The organism is Streptomyces sp. NPDC048600, from assembly GCF_055587025.1.
The window spans coordinates 143,642-159,884 of record NZ_JBVJGZ010000002.1 but is presented as its reverse complement, the minus strand read 5'-3'; the positions used below and the strand labels follow the sequence as shown (position 1 = coordinate 159,884).

Sequence of the window (16,243 nt, the reverse complement as noted above, 5' to 3'; positions counted from 1 at the left end):
GTCGAAACCCGTGTCCATCACCGAGAACCAGGCTCCCGCCACCGGCACCGCCCGCGTCAAGCGCGGTATGGCCGAGCAGCTCAAGGGCGGCGTCATCATGGACGTCGTCACGCCGGAGCAGGCGAAGATCGCCGAGGACGCGGGCGCCGTCGCCGTCATGGCGCTGGAGCGGGTCCCGGCCGACATCCGCAAGGACGGCGGCGTGGCCCGGATGTCCGACCCGGACATGATCGAGGGCATCATCGACGCGGTCTCCATCCCGGTGATGGCCAAGTCCCGCATCGGCCACTTCGTCGAGGCCCAGGTCCTGCAGTCCCTCGGCGTGGACTACATCGACGAGTCCGAGGTCCTCACCCCGGCCGACGAGGTCAACCACTCCGACAAGTGGGCCTTCACCACCCCCTTCGTCTGCGGTGCCACCAACCTGGGCGAGGCCCTGCGCCGCATCGCCGAGGGCGCCGCGATGATCCGCTCCAAGGGCGAGGCCGGCACCGGTAACGTCGTCGAGGCCGTGCGCCACCTGCGCCAGATCAAGAACGAGATCGCCAAGCTGCGCGGCTTCGACAACAACGAGCTGTACGCCGCCGCCAAGGAGCTGCGCGCCCCGTACGAGCTGGTCGCCGAGGTCGCCGAGCTGGGCAAGCTCCCGGTCGTGCTGTTCTCCGCCGGTGGTGTGGCCACCCCGGCCGACGCCGCGCTGATGCGTCAGCTCGGTGCCGAGGGCGTCTTCGTCGGCTCCGGCATCTTCAAGTCCGGCGACCCGGCCAAGCGCGCCGCCGCCATCGTGAAGGCCACCACCTTCTACGACGACCCGAAGATCATCGCGGACGCCTCCCGCAACCTGGGCGAGGCCATGGTCGGCATCAACTGCGACACCCTGCCCGAGTCCGAGCGCTACGCCAACCGCGGCTGGTAAGGCGACGTACCCCATGAACACCCCCGTCATCGGAGTCCTGGCCCTCCAGGGCGACGTACGGGAGCACCTCATCGCCCTGGCCGCGGCTGACGCCGTGGCCAGGCCGGTCAGGCGCCCCGAAGAACTCGCCGAGATCGACGGCCTGGTCCTGCCCGGCGGCGAGTCCACCACCATCTCCAAGCTGGCCATCCTCTTCGGGGTGATGGAGCCCCTCCGCGCGCGCGTGCGGGCCGGTATGCCGGTCTACGGCACCTGCGCGGGCATGATCATGCTCGCCGACAAGATCCTCGACCCGCGCTCGGGCCAGGAGACCGTCGGCGGCATCGACATGATCGTGCGCCGCAACGCCTTCGGGCGGCAGAACGAGTCCTTCGAGGCCGCGGTGGCTGTCGCCGGCGTCCCGGGTGACCCCGTCGAGGGCGTCTTCATCCGCGCGCCCTGGGTCGAGTCCGTCGGTGCCTCGGTAGAGGTGCTCGCCGAGCACGACGGCCACATCGTGGCGGTCCGCCAGGGCAACGCGCTGGCCACCTCGTTCCACCCCGAACTCACCGGCGACCACCGTGTTCACTCGCTGTTCGTCGACATGGTGCGCGCCAACGGGACGGCCGAGTCCTTGTAGGATCTCTGGCGTTCGTTATGTGGATGGTTACGCGAAGGAGACAGGCAGATGTCCGGCCACTCTAAATGGGCTACGACGAAGCACAAGAAGGCCGTGATCGATGCCAAGCGCGGCAAGCTCTTCGCGAAGCTGATCAAGAACATCGAGGTCGCGGCCCGCATGGGCGGCGTCGACATCGAGGGCAACCCGACCCTTTACGACGCCATCCAGAAGGCCAAGAAGCAGTCCGTCCCGAACAAGAACATCGACTCCGCGGTCAAGCGCGGCGGCGGTCTCGAGGCCGGCGGCGCCGACTACGAGACGATCATGTACGAGGGCTACGGCCCGAACGGTGTCGCGGTGCTCATCGAGTGCCTCACCGACAACCGCAACCGTGCCGCCTCCGACGTCCGTGTCGCCATGACCCGCAACGGCGGCAACATGGCCGACCCGGGCTCCGTGTCGTACATGTTCAGCCGTAAGGGCGTCATCATCGTCCCCAAGGGCGAGCTGAGCGAGGACGACGTCCTCGGTGCCGTCCTGGACGCGGGTGCCGAGGAGGTCAACGACCTCGGTGAGACCTTCGAGGTCATCAGCGAGGCCACCGACCTGGTCGGGGTCCGTACCGCCCTCCAGGAGGCCGGGATCGACTACGACTCCGCCGAGTCCAGCTTCGTGCCCTCCGTCCAGGTCGAACTGGACGAGGACGGCGCCCGGAAGATCTTCAAGCTGATCGACGCGCTGGAGGACAGCGACGACGTGCAGAACGTCTTCGCCAACTTCGACGTCAGCGACGAGGTCATGGAGAAGGTCGACGCGTAACGCCGCCGCGAGCCGAGCGGATTCCGGCGGGCCGGTGGGACACATCCCACCGGCCCGCCGCCGTTGTCAGTGGCACCGACTAGCCTGGCCCCGTCAATGGATCAACGTCCACGGACCGCAACCGTCGATCGGGGAACCACGACGCCGGTCGGCCAGGTCCGCGAAAGCGGCGGCGGTTCAGCCGTAGAGGAGGGGCGCAGGGTGCGTGTACTCGGGGTGGACCCCGGACTGACCCGGTGCGGGGTGGGTGTGGTCGAAGGCGTCGCCGGGCGCCCGCTGACCATGGTCGGCGTCGGAGTCGTCCGCACGCCCGCGGACGCCGAGCTCAGCCTCCGCCTCCTGGCCGTCGAGCAGGGCATCGAGGCCTGGCTGGACGAGCACCGGCCCGAGGTCGTCGCCGTGGAGCGTGTCTTCAGCCAGCACAACGTCCGTACGGTGATGGGCACCGCCCAGGCCAGCGCCGTCGCCATGCTGTGCGCCGCCCGTCGCGGCATCCCGGTCGCCCTGCACACCCCCAGCGAGGTCAAGGCCGCCGTCACCGGCAGCGGCCGCGCCGACAAGGCACAGGTCGGAGCCATGGTCACCCGGCTCCTGCGGCTGGACGCCCCGCCCAGGCCGGCCGACGCCGCCGACGCCCTCGCGCTCGCCATCTGCCACATCTGGCGCGCCCCCGCCCAGAATCGACTCCAGCAGGCCGTGGCCCTGCACGCAGCCAAAGCACCGAAAGGCCGTACGGCATGATCGCCTTCGTCAGCGGCACAGTGGCCGCACTCGCTCCGGACGCCGCGGTCGTCGAGGTCGGCGGAGTCGGCATGGCCGTCCAGTGCACGCCGAGCACGCTGTCCACCCTGCGCCTCGGTCAGCCCGCCAAGCTGCACACCTCCCTGGTCGTCCGCGAGGACTCGCTCACCCTGTACGGCTTCGGTGACGACGACGAGCGGCAGGTCTTCGTGCTGCTCCAGACCGCGAGCGGCGTCGGACCGCGCCTCGCCCAGGCGATGCTCGCCGTGCACTCGCCCGACGCCCTGCGCAGAGCCGTGGCCACGGGTGACGAGAAGGCCCTCACCGCCGTGCCCGGCATCGGCAAGAGGGGCGCCCAGAAGCTGCTGCTGGAGCTGAAGGACCGCCTCGGCGAGCCGGTCGGCGCCCCCGCGGTCGGCGCCCCGGTCACCCAGGGCTGGCGCGACCAGCTGCACGCCGCCCTGATCGGCCTCGGCTACGCCACCCGGGAGGCCGACGAGGCGGTGACCGCCGTGGCCCCGCAGGCCGAGGCCGCCGACGGCACCCCGCAGGTGGGCCAGCTGCTGAAGGCCGCGCTCCAGACCCTCAACCGCGCACGCTGACCCGACGCGGGCGCCGGCCCTCCCGGCCCGTGCCCGCCCCGCCCCCGGGCCGGCCCGACCGACCCCGCCGACCCGCCCCGCGCCCGCCGACCCACACCCCTTGAGGCACATCGATGAACTGGGACGACACGACCGACACCCCCGCCGAGGAGCGGCTCGTGGGCTCCGTCGCCGACCGCGAGGACCAGGCCGTGGAAGCCGCCCTGCGCCCCAAGGACCTCGGCGAGTTCATCGGCCAGGAGAAGGTCCGCGAGCAGCTCGACCTCGTGCTGCGCGCCGCCCGCGCGCGTGGCGCCACCGCCGACCACGTCCTGCTCTCCGGCGCCCCCGGTCTCGGCAAGACCACCCTGTCGATGATCATCGCGGCCGAGATGGGCGCCCCGATCCGCATCACCTCCGGGCCGGCCATCCAGCACGCCGGTGACCTCGCCGCGATCCTGTCCTCCCTCCAGGAGGGCGAGGTCCTCTTCCTCGACGAGATCCACCGCATGTCCCGGCCCGCCGAGGAGATGCTGTACATGGCGATGGAGGACTTCCGGGTCGACGTCATCGTCGGCAAGGGCCCCGGCGCCACCGCCATCCCCCTGGAACTGCCGCCCTTCACCCTGGTCGGCGCCACCACCCGGGCCGGTCTGCTGCCGCCCCCGCTGCGCGACCGCTTCGGCTTCACCGCGCACATGGAGTTCTACGAGCCCGCCGAGCTCCAGCGAGTCGTCCACCGCTCCGCGCATCTGCTCGACGTCGAGATCGACACAGCGGGCGCCGCCGAGATCGCGGGCCGCTCCCGCGGCACCCCCCGGATCGCCAACCGCCTGCTGCGCCGGGTGCGCGACTACGCCCAGGTCAAGGCCGACGGCGTGATCACCAAGGAGATCTCCGCGGCGGCCCTCGCCGTCTACGAGGTCGACGCGCGCGGCCTCGACCGGCTCGACCGCGCCGTCCTGGAAGCCCTGCTGAAGCTGTTCGGCGGCGGCCCGGTGGGCCTGTCCACGCTCGCCGTCGCCGTGGGGGAGGAGCGCGAGACCGTCGAGGAGGTCGCAGAACCCTTCCTCGTAAGAGAGGGACTGCTCGCCCGCACCCCCCGCGGCCGGGTCGCGACCCCCGCCGCGTGGGCGCATCTCGGCCTCACTCCGCCCCGCTCCGCGGGCACGGGAAACGGACAACAAGACCTGTTCGGGGCGTGACGGCAGGGGTTCGACGCACGATCGACGCGGAATCGGTGGCGCCTCGCCGACCGATTGGCAGGGGATTGGCCACGTCAGGAACCCAGGTGCCATGCTGAGCGTTGTTCCATGCACGCGGACTCGCTTAGACTCCGCCGATGCCGCTCCAGTCGGACGGCATGCATACCCCCATCCATCAGGCCGCACACCATCGCGGTCGTGCGAAGGAAGTTCCGACCCGTGAGTCTCGTGACCCTCCTCCCGTTCATCGTGCTCATCGGGGCCATGATCCTGATGACCCGGTCGGCCAAGAAGAAGCAGCAGGCCGCCGTCGACATGCGGAACCAGATGCAGCCCGGTTCCGGTGTGCGCACCATCGGGGGCATGTACGCGACGGTCAAGGAGGTCAACGAGGACACCGTCCTCCTCGACGCCGGCCCTGGCGTCGACCTCCTGTTCGCGAAGAACGCCATCGGTGCCGTCCTGACGGACGACGAGTACAACCGCATCGTCCACGGCGTCGAGCACGACCTGAAGTCCGACATCGTCCCGGACGACGCCTCCTCCCTCACCGAGACCGACGACGCCGCCGGCTCCGCCGCCGCCTCCGACGAGTCGTCCGTCGACCTCGGCAAGAAGGACGCGGACGAGAAGCCGTCCGACGACGAGGCCGTCGAGGCCAAGGCAGAAGAGCCGAAGAAGACCGACGGCGACTCCGACGCGAAGTAACCCTGTCCCGGGGCGTGCGGGCCCTGCCCGGACGCCCCGGCACACGTGTCTCTCGCAGGGGATCCCGACACCATGTCATGGCCGCCAGCCGACCCGGCGCGAGGCGGCCCGAGAGGGAGTACGAGAAGGTGGCAGCACCTAAAAAGGGCCGTAAGGCGAGCGCCCAGAGCAAGCCGGGGCGCTCGCTGGCCCTGATCCTGATCGCCATCGTGGCGCTGACCGGCGGCATGTTCGCGGCCGGTCACACGACCCCGCGACTCGGTATCGATCTCGCCGGTGGCACCAGCATCACGCTCGAGGCGCAGAGCGGCCAAGAGTCCGCGATCAACAAGACCAATATGAACACCGCGGTCGACATCATGAACCGCCGTGTCAACGGTCTGGGTGTGTCCGAGGCGGAGGTGCAGACCCAGGGCGACCGCAACATCATCGTCAACATCCCCAAGGGCACCAACTCCAAGCAGGCCCGGGATCAGGTCGGCACCACGGCCAAGCTCTACTTCCGCCCCGTGCTCCAGAGCGCGCCCTCCGGCGGCGCGCCCGCCCCGAGCCCGAGCCCCAGCGGCAGTGCGTCGCCCAAGCCCAGCGGCAGCGCCTCCCCGAGCGCGTCGGCCTCCCCCAGCGGCGGCGAGGCCACCCCGTCGGCCTCCGCCACCACGCAGGGCCGTGCCGTCGGCGAGGCCCTGAAGGCCGACCCCTCGCCCTCCGCGAGCACCGCGCCCGCCGCCACCCCGAGCGCCTCCGCCCCGGCGGACGCCGCCACCGACGACAGCAAGCTCCAGGCCCAGTTCGCGGCCCTGGACTGCAGCGACGTCAAGCAGCGCGACGCGGCCGGCAAGAACGCCAAGGCCGGTGTGCCGACCGTCGCCTGCGGCCAGGACGGCGAGCAGTGGATGAAGTTCGTGCTCGGCCCGGTCGCCGTGGACGGCACCGACGTCGACAAGGCGCAGGCCCTCCTCGACACCCAGAGCGGTGCCGGCTGGAAGGTCACGATGGACTTCACCGGTGCCGGCGGCAAGAAGTTCGCGCAGATCACCGGTGACCTCGCCACCAAGCAGTCCCCGCAGAACGAGTTCGCCATCGTCCTGGACGACAAGGTCATCTCGCACCCCTACGTCCGCCAGGCCATCAGCGGCGGCAACGCGGAGATCTCCGGCAACTTCACGCAGCAGGAGGCGCAGGACCTCTCCAACATGCTGTCCTACGGTGCGCTCCCGCTGACCTTCAAGGAAGCCAGCGTCACCACCGTCACGGCCGCGCTGGGCACCGAGCAGCTGCACGCGGGTCTGCTGGCCGGCGCCATCGGCCTCGCCCTGGTCGTGATCTACCTGGTCCTGTACTACCGGGGCCTGTCGCTGATCGCCGTCGCCTCCCTGCTGGTGTCCGCCGCGCTCACCTACGTGCTCATGTCGCTGCTCGGCCCGGCCATCGGCTTCGCGCTGAACCTGCCCGCGGTCTGTGGTGCCATCGTCGCGATCGGTATCACAGCGGACTCGTTCATCGTGTACTTCGAACGCATCCGGGACGAGATCCGTGAGGGCCGCTCGCTGCGCCCCGCCGTCGAGCGTGCCTGGCCGCGGGCCCGGCGAACCATCCTGGTCTCCGACTTCGTGTCGTTCCTGGCCGCCGCGGTGCTGTTCATCGTCACGGTCGGCAAGGTTCAGGGCTTCGCGTTCACGCTCGGTCTGACGACCGTGCTCGACGTCGTCGTGGTCTTCTTCTTCACCAAGCCGCTGATGACGATCCTCGCCCGCACCAAGTTCTTCGGCGGCGGCCACAAGTGGTCCGGCCTCGACCCGAAGAGCCTGGGCGCCCAGCCGCCGCTGCGCCGCACGCGCCGTCCCGTCGACCCGAAGGAGGCGTGAGATGTCGAAGCTCGGCAACCTCGGCGCCCGACTGCACCGCGGTGAGGTCAGTTACGACTTCATCGGCCACCGCAAGCTGTGGTACGGCATCTCGATCCTGATCACCATCACGGCCATCCTCGGCCTGACGGTGCGCGGCCTGAACATGGGCATCGACTTCCAGGGCGGCGCCGTCTTCACCACCCCGAAGACGAGCGTCTCGGTCGCCGAGGCCGAGGACTTCGCCGAGGAGGCGTCCGGCCACACGGCGGTCGTGCAGAAGCTCGGCAACGGCACCCTGCGCATCCAGATCGCCGGCATGGACACCCAGCAGTCCGACCAGATCAAGGACAAGCTGGCGCAGGACTTCAAGGTCGACAGCGAGAAGATCGCCGCCGACCTCGTCGGCCCGAGCTGGGGCGACCAGATCGCCAACAAGGCCTGGCAAGGCCTGGCGATCTTCATGGTCCTCGTCGTGATCTATCTGGCGATCGCGTTCGAATGGCGTATGGCCATCGCCGCGCTCATCGCCCTGATCCACGACATCACCATCACCGTCGGCATCTACGCTCTGGTGGGATTCGAGGTCACGCCGGGCACGGTGATCGGTCTGCTCACGATCCTCGGTTATTCGCTCTACGACACGGTCGTCGTCTTCGACAGCCTCAAGGAGCAGACGAAGGACATCACCAAGCAGACCCGCTTCACCTACAGCGACATCGCCAACCAGTCGATCAACGGCACCCTGGTGCGGTCCATCAACACCACGGTGGTCGCGCTGCTGCCGGTGGCGGGCCTGCTGTTCATCGGTGGCGGTGTCCTCGGCGCGGGCACGCTCAACGACATCTCGCTGTCGCTGTTCGTCGGCCTCGCGGCCGGTGCGTACTCCTCGATCTTCATCGCCACGCCGCTCGTCGCCGACCTCAAGGAGCTCGAGCCGCAGATGAAGGCGCTGCGCAAGCGCGTCCTCGCCAAGCGCGCCCAGGGCGAGCAGGGCGACCCGCTGCCCGCCACCGCCGAGGGGGCGTACGAGGACGAGGACGAGGCCGCCCCCGCGGTCGTCGGCCCGCGTGCCCAGGCCGCCCGCGGCCGCGGCACCCGGGGCCGTCCCTCCGGGAAGCGCCGATGACCGAGATCCGGGAGCTGCTCCTCAGCCGTATCCGTGAGGTGGCCGACTACCCCGAGCCGGGCGTGATGTTCAAGGACATCACCCCGCTGCTCGCGGACCCGGCGGCCTTCACGGCGCTGACCGACGCGTTCGCGGAGATCGCCCGGCGCACCGGGGCCACCAAGGTCGTCGGCCTGGAGGCCCGCGGCTTCATCCTCGGTGCCCCGGTCGCCGTCCGCGCGGGCGTCGGCTTCATCCCCGTGCGCAAGGCGGGCAAGCTCCCCGGAGCGACCCTCAGCCAGGCGTACGACCTGGAGTACGGCTCGGCCGAGATCGAGGTGCACGCCGAGGACCTGTCGGCCGTCGACCGGGTCCTGGTCGTCGACGACGTCCTGGCCACCGGTGGGACGGCGGAGGCGTCCATCCAGCTGATCCAGCGCGCGGGCGCCGAGGTCGCCGGGGTCGCCGTGCTGATGGAGCTCGGTTTCCTCGCGGGCCGCGCCCGTCTGGAGACGGCCCTCGCCGGGGCGCCCCTGGAGGCGCTGCTCACCATCTGAGCGGACCTGCGCAGTACCGGTGTACGGGCGTCCGCGGCTTCGGCCGCGGGCGCCCGTTCCCTTATGAAACAGCAGGTCACACAGCGATGCGGCGGGCCCGGAGGAATCCGGAGCCCGCCCTCGCTGTTTGTCGGTGTACAGGCGACCGCCGGGCCTGAAGGCGATCCTGTGGCCCAGCATCGCTACCATGGGGGCTCCGGAGCCTGACCGGGGGACCCGGAAAGCGCACGAGGAGCCCTCTTGCCAGACGAGGCCCAGCACCTGACCGCCGCCAAGCCCGAGCGCGCCTCGGAGCCCGCGGCCCCGCCCGCGTCGCACGCGAAGGACGACAACCGCGGGACGGTCGAGCACGCCCAGTCCGCGCCCGTCGAACGGCCGGCCGAGGCAGCGCGCCCCAAACCGGCTCCCCCCGAGCGCCCCGCGCCCACGCCTCCGATCCGCCCCGCGGCCGCGCAGCCGCAGGCCCGCTCCGGCTCCTCCAACCGGGTCCGCGCCCGCCTCGCCCGGCTCGGCGTCCAGCGCGCCAACCCCTACAACCCGGTCCTGGAACCGTTGCTGCGGATAGTCCGCAGCAACGACCCCAAGATCGAGACGTCGACGCTGCGCCAGATCGAGAAGGCGTACCAGGTCGCCGAGCGCTGGCACCGGGGCCAGAAGCGCAAGAGCGGCGACCCGTACATCACGCACCCCCTCGCCGTGACCACGATCCTCGCCGAGCTGGGCATGGATCCGGCCACCCTCATGGCGGGCCTGCTGCACGACACCGTCGAGGACACCGAGTACGGCCTGGAGGACCTGCGCCGCGACTTCGGCGACGTCGTCGCCCTGCTCGTCGACGGCGTCACCAAGCTGGACAAGGTCAAGTTCGGCGAGGCCGCACAGGCCGAGACCGTGCGCAAGATGGTCGTGGCGATGGCCAAGGACCCCCGCGTGCTGGTCATCAAGCTCGCCGACCGCCTGCACAACATGCGCACCATGCGCTACCTCAAGCGCGAGAAGCAGGAGAAGAAGGCGCGCGAGACCCTGGAGATCTACGCGCCCCTCGCCCACCGCCTGGGCATGAACACCATCAAGTGGGAGCTGGAGGACCTCGCGTTCGCGATCCTCTACCCCAAGATGTACGACGAGATCGTCCGGCTGGTGGCCGAAAGGGCACCCAAGCGTGACGAGTACCTGGCCATAGTGACCGACGAGGTCCAGCAGGACCTGCGCGCGGCCCGCATCAAGGCCACCGTCACCGGCCGGCCCAAGCACTACTACAGCGTCTACCAGAAGATGATCGTCCGCGGCCGTGACTTCGCGGAGATCTACGACCTGGTCGGCATCCGCGTCCTCGTGGACACCGTCCGCGACTGCTACGCGGCCCTCGGCACCGTGCACGCGCGCTGGAACCCGGTCCCCGGCCGGTTCAAGGACTACATCGCGATGCCGAAGTTCAACATGTACCAGTCGCTGCACACGACGGTCATCGGCCCCAACGGCAAGCCCGTCGAGCTCCAGATCCGCACGTTCGACATGCACCGCCGCGCCGAGTACGGCATCGCCGCGCACTGGAAGTACAAGCAGGAGGCCGTCGCGGGCGCCTCCAAGGTCCGCACCGACGCGCCGAAGTCCTCCGGCAAGGACAAGGACGCCATCAACGACATGGCGTGGCTGCGGCAGCTGCTGGACTGGCAGAAGGAGACCGAGGACCCGGGCGAGTTCCTGGAGTCCCTGCGCTTCGACCTCTCCCGCAACGAGGTCTTCGTCTTCACCCCCAAGGGCGACGTCATAGCGCTCCCCGCGGGCGCCACCCCGGTCGACTTCGCCTACGCCGTCCACACCGAGGTCGGCCATCGCACGATAGGAGCACGGGTCAACGGCCGCCTGGTCCCGCTGGAGTCCACCCTGGACAACGGCGACCTGGTGGAGGTGTTCACCTCCAAGGCCGCGGGCGCCGGGCCCTCCCGGGACTGGCTGGGCTTCGTCAAGTCGCCCCGGGCGCGCAACAAGATCCGCGCCTGGTTCTCCAAGGAGCGCCGCGACGAGGCCATCGAGCAGGGCAAGGACGCCATCGTCCGCGCGATGCGCAAGCAGAACCTGCCGATCCAGCGCATCCTCACCGGCGACTCCCTCGTCACCCTCGCGCACGAGATGCGCTACTCGGACATCTCCGCGCTGTACGCGGCGATCGGCGAGGGCCATGTCTCCGCGCAGCACATCGTGCAGAAGCTCGTCCAGGCCTTCGGCGGCGAGGAGGCGGCCACCGAGGAGATCGACGAGAGCGTGCCGCCCGCCCGCGGGCGCAGCCGCAAGCGCCGCTCCAGCGCCGACCCCGGCGTGGTGGTCAAGGGCGTCGACGACGTGTGGGTCAAGCTGGCCCGCTGCTGTACGCCCGTGCCGGGCGACCCGATCATCGGCTTCGTCACCCGCGGTAGTGGCGTATCGGTTCACCGCACCGACTGCGTCAACGTGGAGTCACTGTCCCGCGAGCCCGAGCGCATCCTCGAGGTCGAGTGGGCGCCGACCCAGTCCTCGGTGTTCCTGGTCGCCATCCAGGTCGAGGCCCTGGACCGGTCCCGGCTGCTGTCGGACGTCACCCGGGTGCTCTCCGACCAGCACGTCAACATCCTCTCCGCGGCCGTCCAGACCTCCCGCGACCGGGTGGCCACCTCCCGCTTCACCTTCGAGATGGGGGACCCCAAGCACCTCGGCCACGTCCTGAAGGCGGTACGCGGCGTCGAGGGCGTCTACGACGTCTACCGGGTGACCTCGGCCCGCAGCCGGTCGTAACGCCTTCCACGGCAACGCCTCCACGGCACGAGAAAGGGGCTCCCCGCGGGGAGCCCCTTCCACGTCGTCCATCCGGAGGACAGCGTCAGCCGCCGAACTCCTGAAGACCCTTCAGAGCCTGGTCCAGCAGTGCCTGACGGCCCTCCAGCTCACGTTCCAGCTTGTCGGCCTTGGCGTTGTTGCCCTGGGCACGCGCCTGGTCGATCTGACCGCGCAGCTTGTCCACGGCGGCCTGGAGCTGCCCGGTCAGACCCGCGGCACGCGCGCGTGCCTCCGGGTTCGTCCGGCGCCACTCGGCCTCCTCGGCCTCCTGGATCGCCCGCTCGACCGCGTGCATCCGGCCCTCGACCTTCGGCCGGGCGTCACGCGGGACATGACCGATGGCCTCCCAGCGCTCGTTGACCGACCGGAACGCGGCACGCGCCGCCTTCAGGTCCGTCACGGGGAGGATCTTCTCGGCCTCCTCGGCCAGCTCCTCCTTGAGCTTGAGGTTCTCCGACTGCTCCGCGTCCCGCTCGGCGAACACCGAGCCACGCGCCGCGAAGAACACGTCCTGGGCGCCGCGGAAGCGGTTCCACAGGTCGTCCTCGTGCTCGCGCTGCGCCCGGCCGGCCGCCTTCCACTCGGTCATCAGATCGCGGTACCGCGCGGCCGTCGGACCCCAGTCAGTGGAGTTCGACAGAGCCTCCGCCTCCGCGACCAGGCGCTCCTTGGTCCGGCGGGCCTCCTCGCGCTGCGCGTCCAGCTGCGCGAAGTGACCCTTGCGCCGCTTGGAGAACGCGGAGCGCGCGTGCGAGAAGCGGTGCCACAGCTCGTCGTCCGACTTGCGGTCGAGACGCGGCAGCCCCTTCCAGGTGTCCACCAGCGCGCGCAGCCGCTCACCGGCCGCCCGCCACTGGTCGGACTGCGCCAGCTCCTCGGCCTCGACGACCAGCGCCTCCTTGGCGTGACGGGCATCGTCCGTCTGCTTGGCCCGCTGCGCCTTGCGCTCCTCGCGACGCGACTCGACCGTGCCCCCGAGCTTGTCCAGCCGGACCCGCAGCGCGTCCAGATCGCCGACCGCGTGGTGCGCCTCAACCTGCTCGCGCAAATGGTCGATGGCGGTCTGGGCGTCCTTCGCCGACAGGTCGGTGGTCTTCACCCGCTTCTCGAGGAGGCCGATCTCGACAACCAAGCCCTCGTACTTGCGCTCGAAGTAGGCCAGCGCCTCCTCAGGAGTGCCGGCCTGCCAGGAACCGACGACCTGCTCGCCCTCGGCCGTACGCACGTACACGGTCCCCGTCTCGTCGACGCGGCCCCACGGGTCGCTGCTCACAGCGCCTCCTCCACATGATGCCTGCGAGGGGCCTCGAGCCCCCGGGCATCGTCCACAGTTTCGTCACGGCCAACATAGGCGACCGGCGGGGCGCCTGTCCGCATCCCGCGCGACCGAAGTTCCGCAGTTGGCGGTCAGGATTTGGCGACCGTCGCCTTGTCGATCACAACGGTCGCGTTCGGTGCGCCGTCCCCGGCGCCCGTGTTCTCGCCCGCCGCGGCGATCTTCTTCAGAACCGTCATGCCCGACTCGGAAACGGTACCGAACGGTGTGTAGCTGGGCGGCAGCTGACTGTCCTGGTAGACGAGGAAGAACTGGCTTCCGCCGCTGTGCGCCTGCCCGGTGTTCGCCATCGCAACCGTGCCGGCCGGGTAGACCCCGCCCTTGAGGCTCTTGTCCTTCAGGTTCTCGTCCGGGATGGTGTAGCCCGGACCGCCGCTGCCGCTGCCCGTCGGGTCGCCGCACTGGAGCACGAAGATGCCGTTGGTGGTGAGCCGGTGGCACTTGGTGTGGTCGAAGTAGCCCTTGCCGGCCAGGAAGTCGAACGAGTTCACGGTGTGCGGGGCCGCCGACGCGTTCAGCGCGATGTCTATGTCACCGCACGTCGTGGCGAGCTTCATCGTGTACTTCGCCGACTTGTCGACGGCGACAGCCGGCTCCTTCTTCCACGTCTGCGTCTTGACCGCGCCCTCGGCGGGCTTCTCGCAGGGGTCCTTCGGCGCGCTCGGCGTCGGCTCCGCGCTCGCGCTCGCGTTGGCCTTGTCGTCCTTGTCGTCCTTCAGCACCCCGGTCGTGTACAGCGCGAGGCTGCCCACCAGGACCACGCCGAGCACCGATGCGACGACCGCGTTGCGGGCCTTCGCCTTGCGCCGTGCGTCGGTGCGCCGCTGCTGCTGCCGCAAGAACTTCTCCCGGGCGAGCTGGCGCCGCCGCTGTTCCTGGGTGACCACGGGGTTGTCTCCTCGTACGTCCGTCTGTGTTGCCCCGTACCGTATATGGGTTCGCTGAGGAATCGGCAGCGCCGGTAGTCTCTGACCTCAGGCGTAGCCCAATCGCAAGCCACCCGAACCGACACAACGAAGGACGATCGTGCTCATTGCCGGGTTCCCCGCCGGGGCCTGGGGGACGAACTGCTACCTCGTCGCCCCCGCCGCCGGTGAGGAGTGCGTGATCATCGACCCGGGCCATCAGGCGGCCCCCGGAGTCGAGGAAGCACTGAAGAAGCATCGGCTCAAGCCCGTCGCCGTCGTCCTCACCCACGGCCACATCGACCATGTGGCCTCGGTCGTCCCGGTCTGCGGAGCGCACGACGTACCGGCCTGGATCCACCCCGAGGACCGGTACATGATGAGCGACCCGGAGAAGGCGCTCGGCCGCTCCATCGGCATGCCGCTGATGGGCGAGCTGACCGTGGGGGAGCCGGACGACGTCAAGGAGCTCACCGACGGCGCCCGGCTGGAGCTGGCCGGCATGGAGCTGACCGTGGCGCACGCGCCCGGCCATACCAAGGGGTCGGTGACCTTCGGCATGCCCGAGGCGGCGGACATCCCGCCGATCCTGTTCTCGGGCGATCTGTTGTTCGCCGGCTCCATCGGACGCACCGACCTGCCCGGCGGTGACATGGCCGAGATGCTCGACTCGCTGGCCCGTGTGTGCCTGGCGCTCGAGGACTCGACCGTGGTGCTGTCCGGCCACGGCCCCCAGACGACCATCGGCCGGGAGCGCGCCACCAACCCGTATCTGCGGCAGGTGGCGGCCGGCCAGGGAGCGACCGAGGCTCCCCGACGAGGAATGTGACGAGAGACTTTCCGTGAGCACCTTCAAGGCCCCCAAGGGCACGTACGACCTGATCCCGCCGGACAGCGCCAAGTACCTCGCCGTCCGCGAGGCCATCGCCGCCCCCCTGCGCAACTCCGGCTACGGCTACATCGAGACGCCCGGCTTCGAGAACGTCGAGCTGTTCGCGCGCGGTGTCGGTGAGTCCACCGACATCGTCACCAAGGAGATGTACACGCTGACGACCAAGGGCGGCGACCAGCTCGCCCTGCGTCCCGAGGGCACCGCGTCCGTGCTGCGCGCCGCCCTGGAGGCCAGTCTGCACAAGGCGGGCAACCTCCCGGTCAAGCTCTGGTACTCCGGCTCGTACTACCGCTACGAGCGCCCCCAGAAGGGCCGTTACCGCCACTTCTCCCAGGTCGGCGCCGAGGCGATCGGAGCCGAGGACCCGGCCCTGGACGCCGAGCTGATCATCCTGGCCGACCAGGCGTATCGCTCGCTGGGCCTCAGCAACTTCCGCATCCTGCTCAACAGCCTCGGCGACAAGGAGTGCCGTCCCGTCTACCGGGCCGCCCTCCAGGACTTCCTGCGCGGTCTCGACCTCGACGAGGACACCCTGCGCCGCGCCGACATCAACCCGCTGCGCGTCCTCGACGACAAGCGCCCGGACGTCCAGAAGCAGCTCACCGACGCGCCCCTGCTGCGCGACTACCTGTGCGACGCCTGCAAGGCCTACCACGAGGAGGTCCGCGAGCTGATCACGGCCGCCGGGGTCGCCTTCGAGGACGACGCCAAGCTGGTGCGCGGCCTGGACTACTACACCCGTACGACCTTCGAGTTCGTCCACGACGGCCTGGGCTCCCAGTCCGCGGTGGGCGGCGGCGGCCGCTACGACGGTCTGTCCGAGATGATCGGCGGCCCCGCGCTGCCCTCCGTCGGCTGGGCCCTCGGCGTCGACCGCACGGTCCTCGCCCTGGAGGCCGAGGGCATCGAGCTCGAACTGCCCGCGTCCACCAGCGTGTTCGCCGTCCCGCTCGGCGAGGAGGCCCGCCGGGTGCTGTTCGCCAAGGTCACCGAGCTGCGCAGGGCCGGGATCGCGGCGGACTTCTCCTACGGCGGGAAGGGCCTGAAGGCGGCCATGAAGGCGGCCAACCGCTCGGGCGCGCGCTACGCCCTGGTGGCCGGAGAGCGCGACCTCGCCGAGGGCGTCGTCCAGCTCAAGGACATGGAATCGGGTGAGCAGGGCCCGATCGGCGTGGGCGAGATCGTGGCGGAACTGGCGGCGCGGCTCGGCTGAGCA

General features: G+C 70.2%; 15 protein-coding genes. 13 read left to right on the top strand and 2 right to left on the bottom strand.

The annotated features are described in order from the left end of the window. The first annotated feature begins 10 nt into the window (after window positions 1-10). The 11 genes from pdxS to ACZ6SQ_RS02800 all read left to right on the top strand — a co-directional run bounded on the left by pdxS (window position 11) and on the right by ACZ6SQ_RS02800 (window position 11,852). Window positions 11-916 carry a pyridoxal 5'-phosphate synthase lyase subunit PdxS gene (gene pdxS, locus ACZ6SQ_RS02850; RefSeq protein ID WP_386377207.1) on the top strand — a complete coding sequence of 302 codons (906 nt, stop codon included), beginning with the start codon at window positions 11-13 and terminating at the stop codon, window positions 914-916. 13 nt (window positions 917-929) lie between these two features. Further along, the gene (pdxT, locus tag ACZ6SQ_RS02845; RefSeq protein ID WP_469556060.1) at window positions 930-1,535 is read left to right on the top strand and encodes a pyridoxal 5'-phosphate synthase glutaminase subunit PdxT; all 606 of its coding nucleotides are present in this window, start codon (window positions 930-932) and stop codon (window positions 1,533-1,535) included. A 48-nt stretch (window positions 1,536-1,583) separates the two neighbouring features. Beyond that, entirely contained in the window at window positions 1,584-2,336 is a 753-nt protein-coding gene (locus tag ACZ6SQ_RS02840) for a YebC/PmpR family DNA-binding transcriptional regulator (protein WP_386377209.1), read from the top strand. 201 nt (window positions 2,337-2,537) lie between these two features. Continuing rightward, a complete protein-coding gene (gene ruvC / locus ACZ6SQ_RS02835) occupies window positions 2,538-3,077 on the top strand; it encodes a crossover junction endodeoxyribonuclease RuvC (protein ID WP_469556057.1) in 540 nt (179 codons plus the stop codon). After that, entirely contained in the window at window positions 3,074-3,679 is a 606-nt protein-coding gene (ruvA, locus tag ACZ6SQ_RS02830) for a Holliday junction branch migration protein RuvA (protein ID WP_469556055.1), read from the top strand. The genes ruvC and ruvA overlap by 4 nt, the downstream gene beginning before the upstream one ends. Before the next feature lie 113 nt (window positions 3,680-3,792). Next, complete coding sequence (ruvB, locus tag ACZ6SQ_RS02825; protein ID WP_469556052.1) at window positions 3,793-4,863, top strand: Holliday junction branch migration DNA helicase RuvB; 1,071 nt, start codon at window positions 3,793-3,795, stop codon at window positions 4,861-4,863. A 219-nt stretch (window positions 4,864-5,082) separates the two neighbouring features. Then, window positions 5,083-5,571 (top strand): preprotein translocase subunit YajC, encoded by a 489-nt coding sequence (gene yajC, locus ACZ6SQ_RS02820; RefSeq protein ID WP_389325595.1) that lies wholly within the window; start codon window positions 5,083-5,085, stop codon window positions 5,569-5,571. Between the two features lie 128 nt (window positions 5,572-5,699). Then, window positions 5,700-7,436, top strand: coding sequence for a protein translocase subunit SecD (secD, locus tag ACZ6SQ_RS02815; protein ID WP_469556048.1), 1,737 nt, complete (start codon window positions 5,700-5,702; stop codon window positions 7,434-7,436). Between the two features lies 1 nt (window position 7,437). Next, window positions 7,438-8,544 (top strand): protein translocase subunit SecF, encoded by a 1,107-nt coding sequence (secF, locus tag ACZ6SQ_RS02810; protein WP_469556045.1) that lies wholly within the window; start codon window positions 7,438-7,440, stop codon window positions 8,542-8,544. Further along, window positions 8,541-9,080: an adenine phosphoribosyltransferase gene (locus ACZ6SQ_RS02805; RefSeq protein ID WP_469556042.1), complete on the top strand. Its 540-nt coding sequence runs from the start codon at window positions 8,541-8,543 to the stop codon at window positions 9,078-9,080. Before secF ends, ACZ6SQ_RS02805 begins: the two co-directional genes overlap by 4 nt. Window positions 9,081-9,320: 240 nt before the next feature. Beyond that, window positions 9,321-11,852, top strand: coding sequence for a RelA/SpoT family protein (locus tag ACZ6SQ_RS02800; RefSeq protein ID WP_469556041.1), 2,532 nt, complete (start codon window positions 9,321-9,323; stop codon window positions 11,850-11,852). 85 nt (window positions 11,853-11,937) lie between these two features. On the opposite strand, the gene ACZ6SQ_RS02795 is transcribed toward ACZ6SQ_RS02800, so the two are convergent. Then, complete coding sequence (locus tag ACZ6SQ_RS02795) at window positions 11,938-13,167, bottom strand: DUF349 domain-containing protein (protein WP_469556038.1); 1,230 nt, start codon at window positions 13,165-13,167, stop codon at window positions 11,938-11,940. 134 nt (window positions 13,168-13,301) lie between these two features. After that, entirely contained in the window at window positions 13,302-14,117 is an 816-nt protein-coding gene (locus ACZ6SQ_RS02790; RefSeq protein WP_469556035.1) for a peptidylprolyl isomerase, read from the bottom strand. A gap of 139 nt (window positions 14,118-14,256) precedes the next feature. Between ACZ6SQ_RS02790 and ACZ6SQ_RS02785 the strand changes: the two genes are divergently transcribed. After that, on the top strand, window positions 14,257-14,964 hold the full coding sequence (locus tag ACZ6SQ_RS02785; RefSeq protein WP_469556032.1) for an MBL fold metallo-hydrolase: 708 nt from the start codon (window positions 14,257-14,259) through the stop codon (window positions 14,962-14,964). 13 nt (window positions 14,965-14,977) lie between these two features. After that, on the top strand, window positions 14,978-16,240 hold the full coding sequence (hisS, locus tag ACZ6SQ_RS02780; protein ID WP_469556029.1) for a histidine--tRNA ligase: 1,263 nt from the start codon (window positions 14,978-14,980) through the stop codon (window positions 16,238-16,240). Window positions 16,241-16,243: the final 3 nt, after the last annotated feature.

Excerpts from the sequence above, each read along its gene's own strand:
- secF (WP_469556045.1), top strand. The coding sequence starts at position 7,438 with ATGTCGAAGCTCGGCAACCTCGGCGCCCGACTGCACCGCGGTGAGGTC.
- ACZ6SQ_RS02805 (WP_469556042.1), top strand. The coding sequence starts at position 8,541 with ATGACCGAGATCCGGGAGCTGCTCCTCAGCCGTATCCGTGAGGTGGCC.
- pdxT (WP_469556060.1), top strand. The coding sequence starts at position 930 with ATGAACACCCCCGTCATCGGAGTCCTGGCCCTCCAGGGCGACGTACGG.
- ruvB (WP_469556052.1), top strand. The coding sequence starts at position 3,793 with ATGAACTGGGACGACACGACCGACACCCCCGCCGAGGAGCGGCTCGTG.
- ruvA (WP_469556055.1), top strand. The coding sequence starts at position 3,074 with ATGATCGCCTTCGTCAGCGGCACAGTGGCCGCACTCGCTCCGGACGCC.
- ACZ6SQ_RS02840 (WP_386377209.1), top strand. The coding sequence starts at position 1,584 with ATGTCCGGCCACTCTAAATGGGCTACGACGAAGCACAAGAAGGCCGTG.